We start from the raw sequence: 21,273 nt of genomic DNA, 5'->3' as shown, positions 1-21,273 counted from the left end.
AGGGGGGAGGTGGGGCTTGTGTTTGTTGTGGTGATGTTTTTGGGTGTTTTGATGCCGATTGTGGGGTTTGTGGTGTTGGTGATGTTAAGGTTGTTGGATGAAGAGCTTGATGTTTTGGAGTTGGAGAATATTAAGGTTCGGCTTGAGAAGGAAGAAACAAAGGGCGGCAAGAAGGTGGTTGGCCGGGCAATTATTTTCTCCTTATTAGTAGTAGGCGTGCTGTTTATCATCCAGACATGGGTTGCCGCACTAATTTGGCCTGATTATACAACATTCGAAAATGCTGATGTTGCGTTTTACCAAATTGCTGAAGTTGCAGGGGGACCTTGGTTAAAATGGACAACCATCTTAGCAACAGCATTGGCATGGGGAATTGCAGATGCATTGGTAGCACAAGCGGCCGCGGATTCTTTATAGTATGGCACGTGACAAGAAGCTGCCTAAGATTCTATCAAAGGTCCATAAAAAGTACCAGACACCGTATATTAGTACCCTGCTTGTTGCTGGTATTTCCCTTGTTGTAACTTTGGGGTTTGCTTCGCAGATTAATAGTCTTGCATCCCTTGTTAACTTTGGTGCATTAACTGCGTTCTTATTCCTGCATCTTTCGGTTATTAACTACTTCATCCGCAAGCAAAAGAGCAAGGATTACCTAAACCATCTAGTTTTCCCTTTAATCGGGTTTGTCATAATCGGCTTTGTTTGGTATAGTCTTGACCCCACCTCGAAAATGCTCGGATTCGGCTGGATGGCGGTCGGAATCATCTACATGATCTACCTAAAACTAGCCAAAAAAGACTCAAATCTAAATGTAGAGTAAAATGACGCGGGGACGGTTCTCCTGCTTCCGTTAGGAAGCAGCAGAACCGTCCCTGCGCATTAACAAATAGATGAAGTACGGGGCGCCGATAAGAGATACGATGATTCCGGCTGGGATTCCTTCGGCGGTTGTGATGTTTCTTCCGATGGTGTCGGCGGTTAAGAGGAGCCAGCCGCCGATGAGGATGCTCACCGGTATGAACAGCTGATTTCTTGGGCCGACCAATCGTTTTGCGATATGCGGGGCCATTAGTCCGATAAAGGCGATGCCGCCTGTAACGGATACGGCCGACGCCGCAAGGGCCACCGATGCTATTAATAATTGGATCCGCTCTTTTTCAATCCGAATCCCGACGCCTACTGCAACGGGTTCACTTAGCCCGAGGATGTTGAGCCGATTCGCTTTGTAAAGGGTAAACGGAATCAAAATCACAAGCCACGGAAGCAGCGCCAAAATGAATGGCCAGTCGGTACCCCATATATTTCCTGCTAGCCATTTGGCAATGAAGTCAACCTTTTGCCGATCTGCCGAAGAAATTAAAACAATCATAACTCCGGAAAGTGCCAGGGAAAAGCCGACCCCGACAAGCACCAGCCTGATCGGCTGAAGCCCGACATGACGCTTATAAGAAAATAAGTAAAGCAAGACCGTGGTCAGGACTGCACCTAGGAAAGCAACCACCGGCAATAGATAAATAAACGTCCCGGGTTCGATTGGAAAAAATAAAAAGTAGACGGCAATGGCTACTCCAGCACCAGAGTTGATTCCGATGATGCCGGGTTCAGCTAAATCATTTCGTGTAATTCCTTGCAGGATGGAGCCGGATAAAGCCAAGGCCATCCCAGCGAGCACGGTAATGACGATGCGCGGCAGGCGAATATCGAATAGCACAAATTCTTCTTTGAACGTCCCTTGACCCAGTAAGGTTGGAAGCAAGCGGTCATAGGAAAGAGAGGAATAGCCCAATCCGGTGGCAACCACAATCGTGACAACAATCAAACCAGCTAGCACGGCGAGGACGATTCGTTGTTTTTTTAGTAATGATGGATGGATCATGAGAAGCTCTTGCCCCCTTTACGGACAATCATCAGGAAAAATGGCAGTCCAATGATCGCAATGATGGCAGCAACAGGTGTTTCATAGGGAGCGTTGATGGTCCGGCCGAGTGTGTCGGCAAATAGCATAAAACTTGCTCCGACGATTGCCGAAAACGGGATGATCAACCGGTAATCTGTTCCGACAATCGCCCGGACGATGTGCGGGACCATTAACCCAATGAATGCCATGTTTCCAACAAGGGCAACCGAAGCCCCTGCTAATAGAATAATAACCAAGAAAAGAATAACCTTGATCGTGGCGATTTTCTGGCCAAGGCCAATTGCGACTTCTTCACTTAAACTAAGAATCGTCAGCTGGCGTGACAGCATGAGGGATACGATCACACCAATCACAATAACGGGAACAATCATCCCCAGCTGCCCCCAAGTCGTTCCGATTAAACCACCCGCCGTCCACATGGAAACATCCTTTGAAATTTTAAACATAAGGCCGATTCCTTCAGCGATAGCAAACAGAAAGGTGGAAATGGCCGTCCCCGCTAGCACAATTCTTAACGGTGAAAAACCACCCTTTTTTGCTGCACCAATCCCAAATACAAGCAGTGAACCAATACCTGCCCCAACAAAGCAAGCGAGCATCATCACAAAATAGTTAGCGGTTGAAATGAACGCAAGAGTGATGGCAAGGGCTGCATTGGCTCCGGCCGTTAACCCGAGCAGGCCAGGATCTGCAAGGGGATTTCGGGTGATTCCCTGCATGATCGCGCCAGCTACAGCGAGGGCGATACCGACAAAAATCGCTGCAACTTCACGCGGCAGACGGATCTCACGGATGATGTTTATTTTTTCCCCTGAGCTGTTGGAGGTAAGGGCTAACCAAACATCTCTGACTGAGATATCCGCTGCGCCAAACACCATAGCGGCTGTAAAGGCTCCCGCTAACACCAGGAGTCCTAGAATTAGTTTGTATACAAATGGAGTTTTTTTCATCATTGGTTTCTCAACTCTTTTTTATAAAATAAAGATCCGTCCAGCTCCAGGTGTTGAATATGGAAAAAAGAGGGAGCGAACTCCCCCTTAGCTAGTTTCCTAGAAATGATTCTTTGAAGAATGTAAGTTGTTTTTCAAGTGTGACTGGGTCACTGAAGGATGCGCCTTGACCCTGCATTTCAAATAGATGGCCATTTTTTACAGCTGGAATGTTTTTATAGGTTTCTGTTTCTTGGAAGGAAGTATCCGCATCAGAGTACTTGCTTAAAATCACATAGTCGCCTGCGTATTCCGGAAGTACTTCTGCAGAAAGGGCAAAGTATCCAGACTGTAAAGCCATTTCTTTTACCTTTTCAGGCATTTTTAAGCCCATTGCTTGATATAAAATTTCTGTTCCGCGCGCCCAGTTATCTCCGAAAACATACAGATCCTTGCCATAGGCTTCCATTACAGAAACAGTGGCATCTTCGCCGATTTTTGCTTTGATTTCTTTGCCGGCAGCTTCCGCGCGTTGTTTAAAGTCTTCGACCCACGCTGTTGCTTCTTCTTCTTTGTTCAAAAGCTTTCCGATTTCAATATGCTGTGTTAAGTAATCGACTTTCCCCCATGTAAACGTTACGGTTGGGGCAATTTCATTTAACTTATCCACGTTTTTAATATTCGATAATCCAATGATTAAGTCTGGTTCAAGTTCGATGATTTTTTCTAAGTTTTCATCTGAAACTTCTTCGACATCTTTCATTTCTTTTGCAAACGTAGGGTTGTTTTTTGACCAAACATCAACTCCTACAACATTCACACCTAAATCTAGTACGTTACCAGTAAAGCCTGATAGTAAAATCACTCGTTTTGGGTTGGCTGGAACTTCAACTGGTCCGGTCTCAGATTGGTAGGTAATCATTTCTGGTTCTGCTGGCTTTTCTTTTGCTGCTGAGTCTTGTTCCTTACTGCCGCAAGCACTAATAATGAGCGTTAACAGCAGGATAAATGGTAGTAATCTTTTTTTCATGGTGGTGTTCTCCTCTTAATAGGTTATAGGTTAAGCACATTGGCTTGTTTGTTCGGGGGTCGCGCCCGATTTCTGCATCGATTTGAAACACTTTTCTGAGTATATTTTTGCTGATGACTTCTTCGCATGTTCCCGCTTTCACGACTTCTCCGTTTTTCATCGCGATAATATGGTCTGCGAACCGGGCTGCTTGGTTTAAATCATGAAGGACCATGACGATGGTACGCCCCTGCTCACGATTTAATTTTTGCAAAAGCTCTAGTACCTCGAGCTGGTGTGCCATGTCTAAGTAGGTCGTCGGTTCATCAAGGAAAATGATGTCCGTTTCTTGTGCCAGGGCCATCGCAATCCAAACCCGCTGGCGCTGTCCTCCGGATAGGGCGTCGACCGGACGATACTTGAACTCGATTGTTCCGGTGACTTCGAGTGCCCAGTCAATGACTTCGATGTCTTGCTTGGTAAGGCGGCCGAAACCTTTTTGGTAAGGGAAGCGGCCATAGGATACGAGTTCGCCAACCGTCAAACCGCTTGCGCCTTCTGGTGACTGCGGCAGAATCGCCATTTTTTTGGCGAGTAGCTTTGTGTTTTCTCTTAAGATGTTTTTTCCGTCTAATACAACCGCGCCGGACTGATTCGAAATGATCCGGGTGATGGCTTTTAAGAGAGTCGATTTTCCGCAGCCATTTGAACCGATGATCGTCGTGATCTTCTTGTCAGGAATGTGGACACTGAGATTTTTCACGATTAACTGGTCTTCATAACCAATGTTTAGATCCTCTGTGTAAAGACGAACCATTTAGAAACCTCCTTTGGGTTGTGGTTGTGCCTGAAGTGATTTTGGTGATAATGATTATCACTCTCATGTCCTAACTATAATTTGCTGCTATGTTTCTGTCAACGACAAATTTGTGAACAAAAAGATACCTTTGAGTAGGTGGTTGAGTGTGAACACAATTTAGTCAAAGTTTTTTAAAAATTTTAAAAAAAGGATTTGAAATTGATAATCGTTTTCATTTATCATATAAAAGAGAATGATAATCTTTATCAATTACAAAATGACATTTTACGGCCGGGAGGGATGTTGTGGTGAATTTACTGAAAACGATGACAGAAGAAAACCTAAAGAGTTTCATCAGTTGTCCCTACAAGTTTTATTATGAGACAGTGGAGAAGAAGAGACGTCCGCTTGATTGGCGGCAGATGGTTCAGCATGTAGTGAACCAGGTTGTCTATTCTTATTTTAAGCAGCCAGCTGAGCAGCGACATCCCATGGCTGTGCTGAAATTAGTAGAACAGTATTGGACCAAGGTCCCTCTTGGATTATTTGAATCGAGAACACATTACTATATGGTGGTTGCGAAAATTACTGATTATTTAATGCAATATTTGAATAGGGAAGTGAATACACAACCGCCTTTGTTTTTATTTGAAAAATTTAAAACCCAAATTGAAGAGCTAAACATTGAACTTTCGTTAACATTTGATGTTGGTGAATGGTCGAGTTCATCTTTTATCGTAAAAAAATACTTGGTTGAGGCAAGTGCGGAAATGCTGCATCTTTATCAGCTATTAATCGTTGTTTTTTCCGATCAAGTTTTTAAAAAGATTCCTGAGAAAATTGAGGTTGTCACTTTACTGGATGGAAAGAAGCATGTGTTTTATCCGTCTGAGGAGAAGGTGAGTGAGGGTCTTTACTATCTGCAGGTGATCAAACAGATGATGGAGGAATCAACGGGTTTTCAGAAGTGGTCTAATGAAGAGGAATGCCGGTCTTGTCCGTTTCAAACGGCATGCGAGCGGGTTGAGGAAAAATTTGTTGAAAAATCATATTTTTCATAATGGGAGTGTGCGGACATGGAACAGAAGGAATTATTTGATGTAACCATTATCGGTGGGGGACCAGCAGGGCTTTATTCTGCATTTTATAGTGGTTTAAGGGAAATGAAAACGAAAATCATTGAATTTCAACCAGAGCTTGGCGGCAAGTTGCATTGTTATCCTGAAAAAATGATCTGGGATGTTGGCGGGCTGACTCCTGTACCTGGTGCCATCCTTATGAAACAACTTGTCCAGCAGGGGCTGACGTTCAATCCAGAAGTAGTGCTGAATGAAAAAGTGGAAAAGATTACCCAGGATGACCAGGGGATTTTTGCTTTGAAGGGCTCTTCAGGTCAGGTTCATTATTCAAAAACGGTGATTGTCGCTGTTGGAAGTGGAATCTTGAAGCCGCAAAAACTAGCGATAGAGGGTGCGGAAAGGTTTGAAGTGACCAATTTGCATTACACCGTGAAATCTTTGAAGCAATTCAAAGGGAAGACCGTGTTAATATCGGGCGGCGGAAATTCTGCGATTGACTGGGCCAATGAATTAGCACCGTTTGCGAAAAAGGTGTATGTCGTGTATAGAAGAGATGCGCTGAAGGGGCATGAGGCACAGGTGTCGCAATTATTAAACGGTTCGGCTGAATGTTTCTTGCAATCTACGATTACGAAGCTTTGTGCAGCAAGTCAGCGTGATCAGATTGAACGTGTGGAGCTAACCAACCAGGAAACAGGCGAAGTGATGAGTTTGGCTGTGGATGAGGTGGTCGTGAATCATGGCTATGAACAGGATGCGTCCTTGCTACAGAACAGTGAGATGAATATTGAAATGAAGGATCAATATTATATCGCCGGAAATGCCGTTTGCGAATCGACCATTCCAGGCTTGTATGCGGCAGGGGATATCCTCGCATACGAAGGAAAATTGAACCTCATCGCAGGCGCCTTCCAAGATGCAGCAAACGCCGTCAACAAAGCCAAACAACACATCCAGCCGGGCGCCAGCAAATTCGCAATGGTCTCCTCCCACAACGAACTATTAAAAGAACGCAATAAAGAGTTAATAAAGTGACGTAGGGACGGTTCTGCTTCCTTGAGGAAGCAGGAGAACCGTCCCTTTGCTAAATTAATTTGAGGGGAAGTCTTTTTGTGATTCAGACGGTTGTTGTTACTCTTTTTCAAGTGATTGTTCCCCTTTCGATTCCGGTGATTGCCGGTGCTCTGATTGCACGTTTTAAGGAGCTTGAGATCAAATCGCTTTTGACCTTTACTTTGTATTATTTAAGTCCTGCGATTATTTTCGATACGTTGATGACGGCTCATGTTTCGCATGAAGATATCTTCAACACACTCGCTTTTTCTTTGCTGAATCTTGTCCTGCTATGGGCGATTGCCAATGGCTTAGGAAGGTTATTACGCTTTTCTGCAAGTGAAACAGCAGGATTAACCCTGATTTCCTCTTTCACGAACAGTGTTAATTATGGACTTCCGCTTGTGTTACTTGCTTTTGGTAAACTAGGTCTTGATAAGGCTTCTGTTTATGTCATATGCCAAATGGTAATTGTCAATACAATCGGCATCTACTTTGCGGCACGCTCGCAATTTTCGATTAAGAATGCAATTAAATCTGTTTTTTCCCTTCCGGCGATTTATGCGGCATTGCTGGCATTGGTCCTTCGGAGCTTCAATCTTTCTGTTCCAGTAGAGATTGCTACAGGGATTTCGATGGTTGCCCAAGCTTACTCTCCGGTTGTCATGGCGATTTTAGGAGCTCAGATGGTTACGGTGACAAGAGATAAACAACTATCAAAGAATTCTGGAGTTTTTTGGACTGGGATGGCGGTTCGGTTGCTGATCTCTCCGTTCGTTGCTTTACTTTGTATATACATCTTAAAGATAGAAGGAATATTGCAGTCTGTCCTTTTTATTTTGGCATGCATGCCGGTAGCTGTAAATGCCGTTATCCTGGCTGAGAAATTTAACGCTTCACCCAAAATCGTATCAAAATGCATACTCTGGACAACCATCATCTCTTTCTTCATTCTTCCGTTTTTGATTGTATTGGTAAAGTGACGTAGTGACGATTCTCCTGCTCCCTTGAGGGAAGCAAGAGAACCGTCACTATGTTTTTCCATTATCCTCGTATAAGAAATATAGTAGAATGGTAGTATTGTTTAAAAGTATTTTTTTATTAGATGGGGTCTTATATTATGCCATATCAGTTAGTAGTTTCTATTATTGTGGTGAGTTTGGCGGGAATATTAAGTTTGGGTTTATGCTTGTTTGCACAATTCAAGCTTAGGGATGCACCAGGTTCAAAGTATTACGTATTGATTACGCTTTTGTCGACCATTTTCACATTTGCCTATGTCTATGAGCTAAGAAGTACTTCTTTGGAACAGATTAAATTTTGGCTGAATATCGAATATCTTGTTATGCCCTTTATCCCTGTCTTTGTTTTGATGATGTCCCTTGAATTTGTTGGTCACCGCTTAAAACCGTTTTTTACTTATCTTTTGTTTTTGATTCCGATGATGACCATCTTTATGCAGGGAACAAATGATCACCATCATTTTCATCATATTTCCATTGAGGTAAGAAGTGACACCCCTTTTCCAATAGCGCAAATTGATTGGGGTCCTTGGTTTTATGTTCACTCCATTTTTCTTTTTTTGTGTTTAATGATCAGTATCATCGTGTTATTGATGGAGGTTAGAAAGGCAAAACATCGATTTCGAATGCAAATCCTTTTAATGGCAGCAGGCATCCTTACACCGATCATCGCCAATTATTTTTACATAAATGGTCAAAGCCCTTATAACATTGACTTAGGTCCGATTTCGATGAGTCTCTCTTTTGTCTTGCAAGGTTCTGCACTTATCTATTACCAAATGTTCAATGTCACACCAATTGCAAGGGATAGAGTGTTTGAAAGCATGAGAGAGGGAGTCGTAGTGGTCAATCAAAATGGAGTGATCGTGGACTACAATCCCGCTGTGAAAAAGGTTATGACCAATCTTACTCCCAAAACAATTGGAATGCCGATAATAGAAGTGGTTTCCGAAAATGGTGAACTGGCTGAGATTATCTGTTTAGGACAAGAATGTGATTTTGCCTTGGTTTCGGATGAGAATGGGGCCATGATCCACTACCATATACAATTCTCTTCTGTGAAAAATAACAATCATCAAGATATCGGGAAAATGATTATGTTTGATGATGTAACGGAAAGAGTGCTTCTTCAGGAGAAGTTGAAAGAACTGGCCTGTTTTGATGGGTTAACACAAGTGTATAATCGGACTTTCTTCATTCAGGAGGCGGAAAGGATGTTAGAGGTCCTTAGGAAGAGTGGCGGGGATGTATCAATCATCATGTTTGATATTGACCATTTTAAAAGTATAAACGATTCCTTTGGGCATGAAGCAGGGGACCGGGTATTAGCTGATATTACGGGTGTCGCAAAGGAGTGCATTCGCAGCAGAGACATTGTTGGCCGGTATGGTGGAGAGGAATTTATCCTCTTCATGCCGGACACCGCATCAGACGAAGCATGGGAGATTGCAGAAAACATCCGCTTGGAAATCGCTGATACTGTGTTCAATGAAGTCAACATTAAGGTCACAGCTAGTTTTGGAATTGCCTCCACAACCGCAACTGAAATGGAAAACGATTATACGATAAAAAATATCATGAACAAAGCCGACCAGGCTCTTTATACTGCAAAGAGAAATGGCAGAAACTGTGTTAAAAGAGGAAGCGTGGGGACGGTTCTCACTGCGTCAAATATTTCTTGGTTAGAATGAAATTGAGCTCTCAAACATGGATTTATCCATAGGATTAGGGCCTCTTTACTTGAGGTAGAGGAAGCAGGAGAACCGTCCCTCTGCATACCTCTACATAAAGGTGGTTGTAGTAGAATGATGAAAAAGAATACCAGATCTCTTTATGTTACGATGTGGAGATGGCATTTTTATGCGGGGTTGTTTTTTGCGCCGTTGATTTTGTTGTTGACAGTCTCTGGTGCGGTTTATCTGTTCAAACCTCAGATAGAACACATAATTTATGAAAAATACTATGAAGTTAGGGTAACGGGAGAAAAAATACCAGTTTCTGAACAAATAGAAACGGTTTTGGATCATTATCCAGAATCGTCTGTACGGAAATATCGGCCTGGTGAGGAGAGTTCACGTTCATCGGAGGTTCATATTTTACTCGATCACGAAACGGTAACGGTCTTTGTTAATCCCTATACAGGTGAAATTATAGGTGAGTTACCTAATAAAAGTCGATTATTTGACCGTATAGAGGAATTTCATGGGGAGCTGATGCTTGGAACCTTTGGGGATAGAGTGGTGGAATTAGCTGCCTGTTGGACGCTTGTTTTGATTGTAACAGGTCTTTACTTATGGTTTCCTACTAGTAAAACAAAGGTACGTGGCCTATTGATACCAAGATTCACAAGCGGCAAAAATCTATTAATCAGAGATTTACATGTCGTCCCTGGCTTTTGGATATCAGCAGGACTCACCTTTCTCCTTATTACGGGGTTATTGTGGTCAGGTTTTTGGGGGACAAACGTGCAAAATTTAGTAACGAACAGTGGTTTTGGGTACCCTCCATCGATCTGGGTAGGAAGTGCCCCTAGCTCGACCGTTAAAACAAAGGAAATTGCCGATGTTTCTTGGGCGGCACAGAATCTTCCGGTGCCTTCATCTCAAATCCAGGGGTATATTCCTGTTTCAATCGATGATGTGGTCACCGTTGCGAAGGACATTAACGTGCATCCAACTTATACGGTTATTTTTCCACGTACAAAAGAGGGAGTTTATACCTTATCTGCATTCCCCCCGAAAGCAAGGGATGAAGCGACTGTTCACATTGATCAGTATACTGGCKCTGTGTTAGCTGATTATCGTTATAGTCATTACGAACCTATTGGAAAAATATTGGCTTGGGGGATAACGGTTCATAAAGGATTAGAGTATGGGGTAGCGAATCAAATCGGATTGCTTCTTCTTTGTCTTGGCGTGATTGGGGTTGCTCTAAGCGGCGCTGTCTTATGGTGGAAGAGAAAACCTTCAGAGCATATAGGTGCCCCGCGGCGAGAACCAGATGGAAAAACGGCGGTTGGTTTTATCATTCTCATGGCATTTATGGGACTAGTCTTCCCGTTAGTGGGAGTGTCCATTGTCGTTATTCTATTGATGGACAGGCTTATAATTAGAAGAGTAGCGAAAGTACAGAAGTTCTTCAATTCTTAAACGTAAGTAGGAGATCATAGTGAAGGGTTATCGGGTATTGTTATTATTCCTCTTAACGGTTTTCTTATCAAGTTGTTCCTTAAATGAAGGAACAGAGAAGTTGTACAGGGAAGAAAATGTTTTAAAAATTGATATAGTTTTACCTTCAGAACTTGAGGCGGCTAAGGAGTATGAGATTCAAGCCATTTTGACAACCGCTGATGGAAAAGTTCCGGAGATCAAGGACATTACAATGACCATCTGGAAAAATGGTAAGGATCCAGATGAGGTCATTGTTCCAGAAAATATAGGGGAAGGTCAATATAAAATCGATGCAACATTTACTGAAGAAGGATTATACTTCGTAAAGGTTCAAGCAAGCACAAAAGATTCCAAGATAATGCCAACAAAACAATTTACCGTCGGTTCACTCACAGAAGAAGACCTAAAAACATTACCAAACCATAGCGAAGAACACAAACATGAAGAGCATCATTAAGGTGAGCATGGGGACGGTTCTCCTGCTTCCTTGAGGAAGCAGGAGAACCGTCCCTATGCATACCTATGCATACTATGCATTATAAGGGGGAGTTATTATGTTGATAAAACCAAGGAAGCTGCAAGCGGGGGATTGTGTTGCGACTGTAAGTCCATCTTGGGGAGGAGCTGGTGATCCGGAACTTAGGTGGCGGTATGAGCAGGGGGTAAAGAGATTAGAAGAAGTTTTTGGTTTGAAGGTGATTTCTATGCCGAATAGTTTGAAAGGGAGTGACTACCTTTATAGAAATCCACAAGCTCGTGCGGAGGATTTGATGACGGCCTTTAAGGATGAAAGCATTAAAGGAATCTTTGCAAATATTGGCGGGGAAGATAGTATCCGCTTACTTCCTTATATTAATTTTGATGTGATACGAGAAAATCCGAAAATCTTTATCGGTTATTCTGATGTGACGGTTTCACATTTATTTTGTCATAAAGCAGGCATTTCTTCTTTTTACGGACCGGCGATTTTAACCGATTTTGCTGAAAACGTCGAAATGGATCCATATACAATTGAAATGGTGAATCGAACGCTTTTTTCAAATGAGCTTATTGGCAAAATTCAACCAGCCAAGGAATGGACGAGTGAACGGTTAGAATGGATTGAAGAGAATAAGAACCTTAGGCGGACGATGCGGCAAAATTCAGGCTCCGAGGTTCTTCAAGGATCAGGTGTAGTACACGGACATTTGATTGGCGGTTGTATGGAAGTACTAGAGTTTGCAAAGGGGACTGTACTTTGGCCTGAAGAGAAATATTGGAATGATAGTATTCTTTTCTTTGAAACATCTGAAGATAAGCCTGATCCTAGTTTTATTAGGTATTGGTTACGAAATTATGCTTTACAAGGAATTTTACAAAAAGCGAATGGAATAATTTTCGGTAAACCACAAGACGAGACGTATTACGATGAGTATAAAAATGAAATCAGAAAAGTTATGAAGGAATTTAATTTGGAGGATTTACCGATTCTTTACAACTTGAATTTTGGTCATACTGAACCAAAATTTATTTTTCCCTATGGGGCAATGGCGGAGATTAATTGTGATAAGAAGGCTTTCGCGATTTTAGAAAATGGAGTGAAATAATTTCGTTTTCGCTTCTCTGGTCTGCCAAGCTCGTTTTACATTTTTACATCAACAAAATAAAGCATTGCTTGATAAGGACCTACAATCTAGCGGGTATAATGATTTTAAGGAAGGAAGTGTAAAAAGATGGATCTTGAAATGGTTATGCAGGAACTAGAAGCACTCGGCAAGGAGCGAACCAAAAAGACATACATAAGCAATGGTGCACATGAGCCGCTATTTGGTGTGGCGACAGGTGCGATGAAGCCGATTGCAAAGAAAGTCAAGCTAAATCAAACATTGGCCGATGAGCTATACGCCACCGGGAACTACGATGCCATGTACCTTGCTGGCATTATTGCGGACCCAATGGCCATGACGGAGGCTGATTTTGAGCGTTGGATGGACGGGGCGTATTTTTATATGCTTTCCGATTATGTGGTTGCCGTCACATTGGCAGAAACGGATATTTCCCAAGTTGTGGCTGATAAATGGATCGCAAACGGAGAAGAACTTAGGATGTCAGCGGGATGGAGCTGTTACTGCTGGCTTTTGGGTAATCGTCCGGACAGCGAATTTAGCACTGATAAGCTTGCTAGTATGCTTGATCAAGCGAAAAATACGATTCACGATGCTCCTGATCGAACAAAATCCGCTATGAATAATTTTATCTATACAGTCGCAATTTCATATGTGCCGCTCCATGATAAGGCAGTCGAAACAGCCAAGGCTGTAGGTCCAGTCGAAATCAAGCGGGACAAGAAAAAACCCAGCATCCTGCTTGCTGCCGAAAACATTCAAAAAGAAATCGATAGGGGCAAACTTGGATTCAAACGCAAATATGTCAGATGTTAGCACGGGGACGGTTCTCCTGCTTCCTTTAAGGAAGCAGGAGAACCGTCCGAAGGCACTTAAAAAGTAGCCTTTTTTGAATAATGATTTTTTTTGAGGGGGGCAAAAATGTCTCCCTACCAGCAAAACGTCGCTTAGAATCGATTCTGGAGCTCTACTTTTTAAACATCATTTTTGCTTTTTAAAAGCTGGGCTTTTTCAGTGGCCTCGAACCGTCCCCGTGCTTTTTTAACATAGTCGCTGCCAGAGTCTAGAGGTGTTGACGACGGAGGTGTTTTCGACGAGGGTGTAGGCGGCGTTTGTGATTGCTTGTGATAATGTCTCGCCGGTTGCCCGCACGTAATTAAAGGTAACTTCTGTTTCCCCATTGGAGGTATAGGTAAAGCCAAATGCTTTTAATCTTTCAACAATTAGCATCGCGTGGGCCAGGTTTTCCTCTGGTAGAAATTCGGATTCATGAATGAAAATTCCTTTCTCATAATCAAACCACCGATCCCACCGATTTAACTTCCAGCCTAGTATTCTACGTGCAATAGAGTCAGTCTTGTTCATTCCATATCCCCCTTAGTCCTTTTGGCATTATTATATAACAGTTTAATAAATTAATTGTATTATATAACACAAAACCAAGAAAATACTATTCTTTTTTTAGAAAAAGTTGGCACAGGGACGGTTCTCGTGCATCCTCCATGAAGCACGAGAACCGCCCTTTGCTTTTTCCTACTAAACAGAACGGATGTTTTGGTGTAAAATAGGTGAATCGCAGCAGCTCAGCAGCTAAGGCTGCAACTATTAGTAGAGGTGGATAGTATATGAATGGTACAGCACATGCAGCATTGGGAGCAGCAACAGGATTTATTGTGGCTAATACAGTTCAGGCCTCGCCCTCTATGACACTCTTACTCGTTGGGCTAGGAGGAGTTTCGGGACTAGTTCCGGATCTTGACATTGACGGGACGCTTCGGGGCAAGATTACTTTCTCTCATAAAGTGGTTCGGACGGTTGCACAGTTGATTGGGATCCTGGTGATTTTTTATAGTTTATATGAGGGAGCAGCCTCAGAAAGATGGATGGGGATTGGCAGCGGTATTGGAATTATCGTCATCTCATCAATGATCAAACAAAGGCATATGTTATCGATAACAGGAATAGGTGTTGCAGTGGGAGGCATCTCTTTACAGGAAGAGTGGTTAATTTTACTAGGAATATATATAGTAATCGCATCCTTCGTTCCGCACCGTAGCTACACCCATTCAATTTTAGGAGTTCTATTCTTTGCGGTGATTGCCAGCCGGTTAGAAGTTTCCCTTGGGATAGAAGGTGTATTCTATACCTGTTTGATCGGGTACATCAGCCATTTAATTGCCGACCTAAAAATTCTTCCCTTTAACAAACGCGGGATTAAACTATTTTTGCCCTTCTCATCAAAAGAAATCTAGAGTGCACAGGGACGGTTCTCCTGCTTCCTCCAGGAAGCAGGAGAACCGTCCCTGTGCTTTTTCCTGTGCTTTTTTACTAAAATACAACGATGAAAAACGAAGGGATGGTTCTTCTGCTCCATTATGGATGCAAAAGAATCGTCCCTTTGTTTACCTAGATCCAACAAGGGAGCAGTAGAACCGTCCCTCTGTATCCCTCTAAATTTTTAGTAAAATATATAATAAAACCGTTTACTTTTAGTAAAATTCAAAATATAATGAAGTTGTATTTAATAAGGGAGGGTTCTTATGAGACTAGTAAAGTTGAAATCATTGTTTTTTTTGGCTGTTGCTGCGATGTTGCTGTTGGCGGGTTGTACTTCGACCTCGGGTAATGGCGAGGGCACGACTGAGGATGGAAAAGTGAAGGTCCGGTTTGCTACTTGGGATGTTGGTGATGATGTTGAATTGCAGCAAGGATTGATTGATCAGTTTAATAAGAGTCATGAGGATATTGAGGTCGTTTTAGAGGCTTACGGAAGTGAGTATGATACGAAGATTACGGCGGGAATGGGCGCGAAGGATGCACCCGATGTTATGTACATGTGGAATTACCCTCAGTATAAGGGTGCACTAGAGTCGCTTGATAGCTATATCGAAAAAGAAGGAGCCGAATACAAGGATAATTTCTATGAAACTCTATGGAATTATAATTCTGTCGATGACAAGATTCTTGGCCTTCCTGTTGGATATACGACACATGTTGTTTACTACAACAAGGCACTTTTTGATGCAAAAGGGCTTGGGTATCCAAAGGCTGGCTGGACTTGGAGTGATTTACAGGAAACAGCTATGAAACTATCAGATAAAAGCCAAAATATCTCTGGCTTTGCTATCTCAGGTCAACCAGACCCTTATGATTTTGAAATGTTCTTATGGGGCAATAACGCAGCCTTTGTCGATGAAAAAGGAAGTCTAAAAGGAAATTTAGATTCACCTGAATCGATTGAAGTTTTTGAACTGTTCCAAGGAATGGTAAAGGACGGTTCTGCGATTACGACAGAGGGCTCTGGAGCAACAGAAATGAAATCTGGCAAGGTGGCCATGTTTGTTTACGGTGCATGGGGACTTAATCCTTTGAAGGAAGCTGGAATAGATTATGGTGTTGTGGAACTGCCGAAGTTTGACGGTGGAAAAAGCGTTAGTATTCTAAGCTCTTCAGGCATTTCTATTTCGAAAGACTCTAAACACAAAGAAGCGGCCTTTGAATTTATTAAATTCTGGACAGGTGAAGAAGCCAATAAAGCAAGAATTGATTTTGAATTGCCCGTTTTAAAAAGTGTAGTAGAAAGTGAAAAGCTTGAGCAGGATGAAGTCAAGAGTGTGTTCTATTCGATGTTAGAAAAGAGTGAAGGCTATACGCCGGCATCCTTTATCGTTGAAAACTGGAGCCAGGTTTCGGAAAATCTAAACTTTGTGTTTGAGCAAATCTTCAACCCTAGCAGCTTAATGGATCCGAAAAAAGCATTAAGCGGTGCTGTGGAGTAGTTCAACTGAAACGATCGAGGTAAAGCACTTAACCCTGTCACATGGAGGGTGCTTACCTCCATTTCATTCTAGAGGGGTCTTCCTATGTTTAAAAACTCAAAGAAAACAAACTATCAGCTAGTTAATAGAAAAGTGCCCTATTTGTTTATCCTGCCATGGATGATCGGCTTTTTAGTTTTTACCCTGGGGCCCTTAGCTTTTTCCTTAATTATGAGCTTTTTTGAATGGCCGATTACGAGCGAACCCGCCTTTATCGGAATTGAAAACTATAAAAATATGTTTACAGCAGACCCGCAATTTTATAAATCGATCGGGATTACCTTCAAATTTGCGATTATCTTTGTTCCTCTCAATCTAGCGATTGCCTTAATCCTTTCGCTTCTGATTACCCAGCCGGTAAAGGGAATGAAAATCTTTCGAACGATTTTCTATCTTCCCGCTGTCGTTTCCGGGGTGGCCATTTCGATTATCTGGGGCTGGATTTTCAACTCGGAATATGGAATTTTTAACTACCTATTATCCTTCATTGGAATCGATGGACCAAGATGGCTTGTGGACCCTACGTGGGCAATCTTAACGATTGTGATTGCTAGTGCCTGGGGAGTAGGAACGATGATGTTGATTTTTTACACGGATATTAAAAGCATCCCGCCGGAGTTATATGAAGCAGCGGCCATCGATGGGGCGAACCCGCTTCGGCAGTTCTTTAGTATCACGATTCCAAGCATCACGCCAACGATTCTCTTTAATGTGATTACGTCCGTTATTGCCGCATTGCAGCAATTAACCCTTGTTTTGCTGTTAACCGGTGGGGGTCCATTAAAGTCTACCTATTTCTACGGTCTCTATGTTTATAATAATGCCTTTAAGCATCATCAATTAGGCTATGCCAGTGCCAACGCTTGGTTTATGTTTATCATTATTTTGGTGCTAACTCTAGTGATCTTTAAATCATCTTCGGCATGGGTGTTTTATGAAAATGAAGTGAAAAAGGAAGGGAAGAAAAAATGAGAGTTTCTAACAAGCATAAAATAATCGTCTACAGCCTTCTCGTGTTATTTTCACTTTATTTTTTACTCCCGTTTGTGTGGGTCATTCTTTCTGCACTGAAGACAGAAGTGGAAGTCTTTAGTTACCCGCCAAAGATTCTTCCAGACATCCCACAGTTTCATAATTTCATAGATGCCTGGAATAGTCAGCCGTTTGGAACGTATTTCAAAAACTCCGTGATTGTCACGGTGATGACGACGTTAGGTCAGCTGATTTCCTGTTCATTAGTGGCATATGGTTTTGCGAGATATGATTTTAAATTTAAAAATTTCCTATTCATTTTATTATTAGCCACGATGATGATTCCGTGGGATGTCACGATGATTCCACTCTACATGGAATTTAAGCTATTTGGCTGGATTAACACCTTAAAGCCATTGATTGTCCCAGCCTTTTTTGGGTCTGCCTATTATATCTTTTTACTTCGCCAGTTCTTAATGAATATACCAAAGGACCTTGAAAATGCGGCGAGAATCGATGGTGCAAATGAGTTTCAAATCTTTTATAAAATATTCCTGCCGATTATGAAGGCGCCGTTAATTTTAATAGCCGTGTTAAATATTTTATTGGTATGGAATGACTATCTTGGTCCATTAATTTACCTTCAGGATCAATCCAAATACACGATGGCACTAGGGTTAGCCTCGTTTAAGGGATTACATGATCTGCAGATTTTGCCGATTATGTCGATGACGTTAATCATGATTATTCCACCTGTCTTAGTCTTTATGTTTGCCCAGAAATACATCGTAGAGGGTATTAGTGGTTCTATCAAGTAAAGTTTCGGAGGGAGAAAATATGCTACGAGAGATGAAAAGATGGGAAAATATCCATCTAACTGGAATCAACAGGCTTCCTGCCCATACTGATTTTTATCGATATCAAAATATAGAAGAAGCATTGCAATTTAATAAGGAAAAAAGTAACGGATACACACTGCTGGACGGCGTTTGGAAGTTTTTATTCCTAGAAGCCCCAGAGTTCTCGCCGCTAGGCTTTGAAAAAAAAGACTTTCCTGTCGATGCTTTTGATGAGATTACCGTTCCAGGCTGCTGGCAGCTGCAAGGTTATGGAAAGATGCATTATACCGATGTATTATACCCGTTCCCAATCAATCCGCCCTTTGTACCACAGGAAAATCCAACGGGCATCTACTTTAGGGAGCTCGAGATTGACGACCTTACAGATCTTTTTATTTTAAAATTTAATGGCGTGGACTCTGCGTTCGACCTCTATATCAACGGTCAGCATGCTGGTTTTAGCAAGGTATCCAGGCTGCCTTCCGAGTTTGATATCACCCCTTTTGTAAAAAAAGGCAAGAACCGTATTACCGTACGAGTCTATCAATTTTCTGATGGAACCTATTTAGAGGACCAGGATATGTGGTGGCTATCGGGGATTTTTAGAAGTGTTGAGCTTTTTAAAATAAATAGAAATACGCTACAGGATGTGTATGTTGAAACCTTACCTGATGAACATTATCACGATTTTACCTTGAAACTGGCAGGGGCATTTTTTACAGACCATGTTAAAAAAATAAAAGCGAATCTCTTATATCAAGAAGAAATGGTAGATTCCTTTTTTATTGATGTTCAAGCTGGCGGTTTCGAAGCCGAACAGGTCATCAAAAATCCTCATCTTTGGAACGCAGAGGAACCGCATCTCTATAAGCTTGTGCTCGAATATGAATTAGCTGACGGGGGTAAGGAAGTCGTTCCATTAAGAATCGGTTTTCGGGCAGTTGAAATTATCGATAATGAAATTTGCGTAAATGGAAAACGAGTATTCTTTAATGGGGTAAACCGCCACGATGCCCATCCGAAAACAGGCAGGACGGTTACCTATACGGATATGCTCCAAGATGTTTTATTGATGAAACAGCATAATATCAATGCGGTTCGCACCGCTCATTACCCAAATAATGATGCTTTCTATGACTTGTGTGATCTGTACGGTCTCTATGTGATTGATGAGGCCGATCTTGAATGTCATGGCCTTGAAAATACCGGAAATTATAATTGGTTGTCCGATCATGAAGGGTGGGAAAAACAATATGTCGACCGTGCGGTAAGGATGGTGAAACGAGACCGCAACCATCCTAGCGTAATGATGTGGTCATTAGGAAACGAGTCGGGGGCCGGAAGAAATTTCACCAGCATGTATCATGCGATTAAAGACATCGACTCTACTAGATTGGTGCATTACGAAGGAGACCGGGTGGCAGCCTATAGCGATGTTTACACCACGATGTATACGAGGTTATCAGCGCTTGAGGAAATCGGATTGGATGCTGAGGGGAAAAAGCCTCATATTTTATGCGAATATGGTCATGCCATGGGGAATGGGCCTGGCGGCTTGACTGAGTATCAAGAAATGATGCGAAAATATCCAAGGCTGCAAGGCGGTTTTATTTGGGAATGGTGTGACCACGGGATTGAGAGTGTCAATGAGAACGGTGAAATCTTCTACTTATACGGCGGCGATTATGGTGACTTCCCAACGAACGGTAACTTCTGTATTGATGGATTAGTTTTTCCAGATAAAACCCCCTCACCAGGCCTACTTGAATATAAAAAGGTGATTGAACCGATTGTCACAGAAGAAGTTGACTTACAAGAGCTGAAGATTAAAGTGAAAAATCGCTATGATTTTCGCAATCTTGTTGGGGTATTAGTGAATATCGTCGTAAAATCTTTTGATATAGTAATAGAAGAAACTGATATGAAACTGCCGGCTATTGGTCCACAGGAAGAATGGGAAATCGTGTTACCGATTAATTTAGAGAAAGCCATCCTATATGAAAATGTTAGAATCTATCTAAGTTACCACGAACCAGAAGATCGGCTTCATGCTCAGAAAGGACATATGATTACAAAGGAGAGCTTTTTACTAAGTTCGACAATAGTGGAAAAAACGGTTAAGAGAATCAGTGATGGCGGAAATTATACTACTATAGAGATTTCTGACAAACCGACTGTACTTACATTAGAAAATAATATATTTAAACTGGAATTCTCCAAGGTCTATGGAACATTAAAATCTTTTGTGGTTGAAGGAGAAGAAGTGATCAGTAAGGGACCTGAGGTTACCCTCTGGCGGGCCGCGATTGATAATGATATGTATAAAAAGGACGAGTGGATTCATAAATACTTCCTCAAACAAGCAAAAGAACAGGTTGATACCTTGACGTATCGGGTGAGCGAGGAGTATGTCAACATAGAAATCACAAAATATTTGTCAACGGTCAATCAAGCTTGGGGATTTGCACTAGTCTATCAGTATCGCATCACAAAGGACGGAGCATTAAACCTGCATGTTAAAGGCTCAAAGGTAATAAGAGGAAAGGAAATTCCTGAAATGCTGCCAAGGATCGGACTCACCATGCATTTGAACAAGGAATATTCCGACGTCACATGGTATGGTCGCGGCGAATCGGAAAGTTATCAGGACAGCAAGCGGAGTCAAGAAATCGGGCTTTATCGTAATACGGTCGAGGGCATGCACACCGACTACGTCTACCCACAAGAAAATGGTTCCCGGTCTGATACCTCTTTTATTGCACTTGCAAAAGGCGAGGACGCGTACCTAGTAAATTTCAAGAAAGAATATGATTTTACCGTTCATGATTATGACACGACGGCTCTTGAAGAAGCAAAGCACAGAGGAAACATCAAAAAGTCGCCATACAACGTCCTGACCATCGACTACAAACAAAGCGGATTAGGAAGCAACAGCTGCGGTGAAGAACAACTTCCACCTTACCGAGCAGCCGTAGAAGACTTCCACATCCAATTCGAACTTAGAAAAATCAACAAAGCAGACCTGATCGAAGAAAGTAAATATTTTGTTGCGAGATGAGTT

At 42.2% G+C, this 21,273-nt stretch carries 20 protein-coding genes; 15 read left to right on the top strand and 5 right to left on the bottom strand.

Translation table 11 applies throughout. The annotated features are described in order from the left end of the window. Positions 1 to 18: 18 nt before the first annotated feature. Together BTR25_RS28125 and BTR25_RS28120 are read left to right on the top strand one after the other, a co-directional pair. Entirely contained in the window at positions 19 to 417 is a 399-nt protein-coding gene (locus BTR25_RS28125) for a hypothetical protein (protein ID WP_254842683.1), read from the top strand. Position 418: 1 nt separating this feature from the next. Then, positions 419 to 820, top strand: a complete 402-nt coding sequence (locus BTR25_RS28120; RefSeq protein ID WP_254842682.1) for an APC family permease — start codon at positions 419 to 421, stop codon at positions 818 to 820. 30 nt (positions 821 to 850) lie between these two features. Here the strand turns inward: BTR25_RS28120 and BTR25_RS11390 are convergent, their stop codons facing one another. From BTR25_RS11390 to BTR25_RS11375, 4 genes are all read right to left on the bottom strand, one after another. Next, on the bottom strand, positions 851 to 1,876 hold the full coding sequence (locus tag BTR25_RS11390) for a FecCD family ABC transporter permease (RefSeq protein ID WP_075688184.1): 1,026 nt from the start codon (positions 1,874 to 1,876) through the stop codon (positions 851 to 853). Continuing rightward, positions 1,873 to 2,868, bottom strand: a complete 996-nt coding sequence (locus BTR25_RS11385) for a FecCD family ABC transporter permease (RefSeq protein ID WP_483295252.1) — start codon at positions 2,866 to 2,868, stop codon at positions 1,873 to 1,875. Before BTR25_RS11385 ends, BTR25_RS11390 begins: the two co-directional genes overlap by 4 nt. 91 nt (positions 2,869 to 2,959) lie before the next feature. After that, positions 2,960 to 3,877 carry an iron-hydroxamate ABC transporter substrate-binding protein gene (locus BTR25_RS11380; protein ID WP_075688182.1) on the bottom strand — a complete coding sequence of 306 codons (918 nt, stop codon included), beginning with the start codon at positions 3,875 to 3,877 and terminating at the stop codon, positions 2,960 to 2,962. Then, positions 3,828 to 4,673, bottom strand: coding sequence for an ABC transporter ATP-binding protein (locus BTR25_RS11375; protein WP_075688181.1), 846 nt, complete (start codon positions 4,671 to 4,673; stop codon positions 3,828 to 3,830). The genes BTR25_RS11380 and BTR25_RS11375 overlap by 50 nt, the downstream gene beginning before the upstream one ends. 290 nt (positions 4,674 to 4,963) lie before the next feature. On the opposite strand from BTR25_RS11375, the gene BTR25_RS11370 reads away from it, so the two are divergent. The 8 genes from BTR25_RS11370 (at position 4,964) to BTR25_RS11335 (ending at position 13,399) form a co-directional block, all read left to right on the top strand. Continuing rightward, positions 4,964 to 5,716, top strand: a complete 753-nt coding sequence (locus BTR25_RS11370; RefSeq protein ID WP_254842681.1) for a hypothetical protein — start codon at positions 4,964 to 4,966, stop codon at positions 5,714 to 5,716. A 15-nt stretch (positions 5,717 to 5,731) separates the two neighbouring features. Further along, a complete protein-coding gene (locus BTR25_RS11365; protein ID WP_075688180.1) occupies positions 5,732 to 6,769 on the top strand; it encodes an NAD(P)/FAD-dependent oxidoreductase in 1,038 nt (345 codons plus the stop codon). 77 nt (positions 6,770 to 6,846) lie between these two features. After that, positions 6,847 to 7,770, top strand: coding sequence for an AEC family transporter (locus BTR25_RS11360; RefSeq protein WP_075688179.1), 924 nt, complete (start codon positions 6,847 to 6,849; stop codon positions 7,768 to 7,770). Between the two features lie 137 nt (positions 7,771 to 7,907). Next, positions 7,908 to 9,500, top strand: a complete 1,593-nt coding sequence (locus BTR25_RS11355) for a histidine kinase N-terminal 7TM domain-containing diguanylate cyclase (protein ID WP_075688178.1) — start codon at positions 7,908 to 7,910, stop codon at positions 9,498 to 9,500. A gap of 114 nt (positions 9,501 to 9,614) precedes the next feature. Then, positions 9,615 to 10,958: a PepSY-associated TM helix domain-containing protein gene (locus BTR25_RS11350; RefSeq protein WP_368482985.1), complete on the top strand. Its 1,344-nt coding sequence runs from the start codon at positions 9,615 to 9,617 to the stop codon at positions 10,956 to 10,958. A 19-nt stretch (positions 10,959 to 10,977) separates the two neighbouring features. Continuing rightward, the gene (locus BTR25_RS11345; RefSeq protein ID WP_075688177.1) at positions 10,978 to 11,436 is read left to right on the top strand and encodes a FixH family protein; all 459 of its coding nucleotides are present in this window, start codon (positions 10,978 to 10,980) and stop codon (positions 11,434 to 11,436) included. Between the two features lie 97 nt (positions 11,437 to 11,533). Beyond that, the gene (locus BTR25_RS11340; protein ID WP_075688176.1) at positions 11,534 to 12,565 is read left to right on the top strand and encodes a S66 family peptidase; all 1,032 of its coding nucleotides are present in this window, start codon (positions 11,534 to 11,536) and stop codon (positions 12,563 to 12,565) included. Between the two features lie 126 nt (positions 12,566 to 12,691). Further along, complete coding sequence (locus BTR25_RS11335; RefSeq protein ID WP_075688175.1) at positions 12,692 to 13,399, top strand: DNA alkylation repair protein; 708 nt, start codon at positions 12,692 to 12,694, stop codon at positions 13,397 to 13,399. Between the two features lie 225 nt (positions 13,400 to 13,624). Here BTR25_RS11335 and BTR25_RS11330 read toward each other — a convergent pair whose 3' ends face one another. Further along, a complete protein-coding gene (locus tag BTR25_RS11330) occupies positions 13,625 to 13,948 on the bottom strand; it encodes a BC1872 family protein (RefSeq protein ID WP_075688174.1) in 324 nt (107 codons plus the stop codon). Between the two features lie 260 nt (positions 13,949 to 14,208). Here BTR25_RS11330 and BTR25_RS11325 point away from each other — a divergent pair, with 260 nt between their 5' ends. From BTR25_RS11325 to BTR25_RS11305, 5 genes are all read left to right on the top strand, one after another. Further along, the gene (locus BTR25_RS11325) at positions 14,209 to 14,835 is read left to right on the top strand and encodes a metal-dependent hydrolase (protein WP_075688173.1); all 627 of its coding nucleotides are present in this window, start codon (positions 14,209 to 14,211) and stop codon (positions 14,833 to 14,835) included. A gap of 288 nt (positions 14,836 to 15,123) precedes the next feature. After that, the gene (locus BTR25_RS11320) at positions 15,124 to 16,362 is read left to right on the top strand and encodes an ABC transporter substrate-binding protein (protein ID WP_075688172.1); all 1,239 of its coding nucleotides are present in this window, start codon (positions 15,124 to 15,126) and stop codon (positions 16,360 to 16,362) included. Between the two features lie 84 nt (positions 16,363 to 16,446). Next, positions 16,447 to 17,373 carry a carbohydrate ABC transporter permease gene (locus BTR25_RS11315; RefSeq protein WP_075688171.1) on the top strand — a complete coding sequence of 309 codons (927 nt, stop codon included), beginning with the start codon at positions 16,447 to 16,449 and terminating at the stop codon, positions 17,371 to 17,373. Continuing rightward, entirely contained in the window at positions 17,370 to 18,191 is an 822-nt protein-coding gene (locus BTR25_RS11310; RefSeq protein WP_075688170.1) for a carbohydrate ABC transporter permease, read from the top strand. Before BTR25_RS11315 ends, BTR25_RS11310 begins: the two co-directional genes overlap by 4 nt. A gap of 19 nt (positions 18,192 to 18,210) precedes the next feature. Next, positions 18,211 to 21,270 (top strand): glycoside hydrolase family 2, encoded by a 3,060-nt coding sequence (locus tag BTR25_RS11305; RefSeq protein ID WP_075688230.1) that lies wholly within the window; start codon positions 18,211 to 18,213, stop codon positions 21,268 to 21,270. The last annotated feature ends 3 nt before the right edge of the window (positions 21,271 to 21,273 follow it).

The sequence above is a fragment of the Bacillus sp. MRMR6 genome (genome assembly GCF_001940785.1).
Lineage (GTDB): Bacteria > Bacillota > Bacilli > Bacillales > Cytobacillaceae > Neobacillus.
The sequence above is the reverse complement of the archived record's forward strand: the minus strand, read 5'-3'. Positions and strand labels throughout refer to the sequence as shown.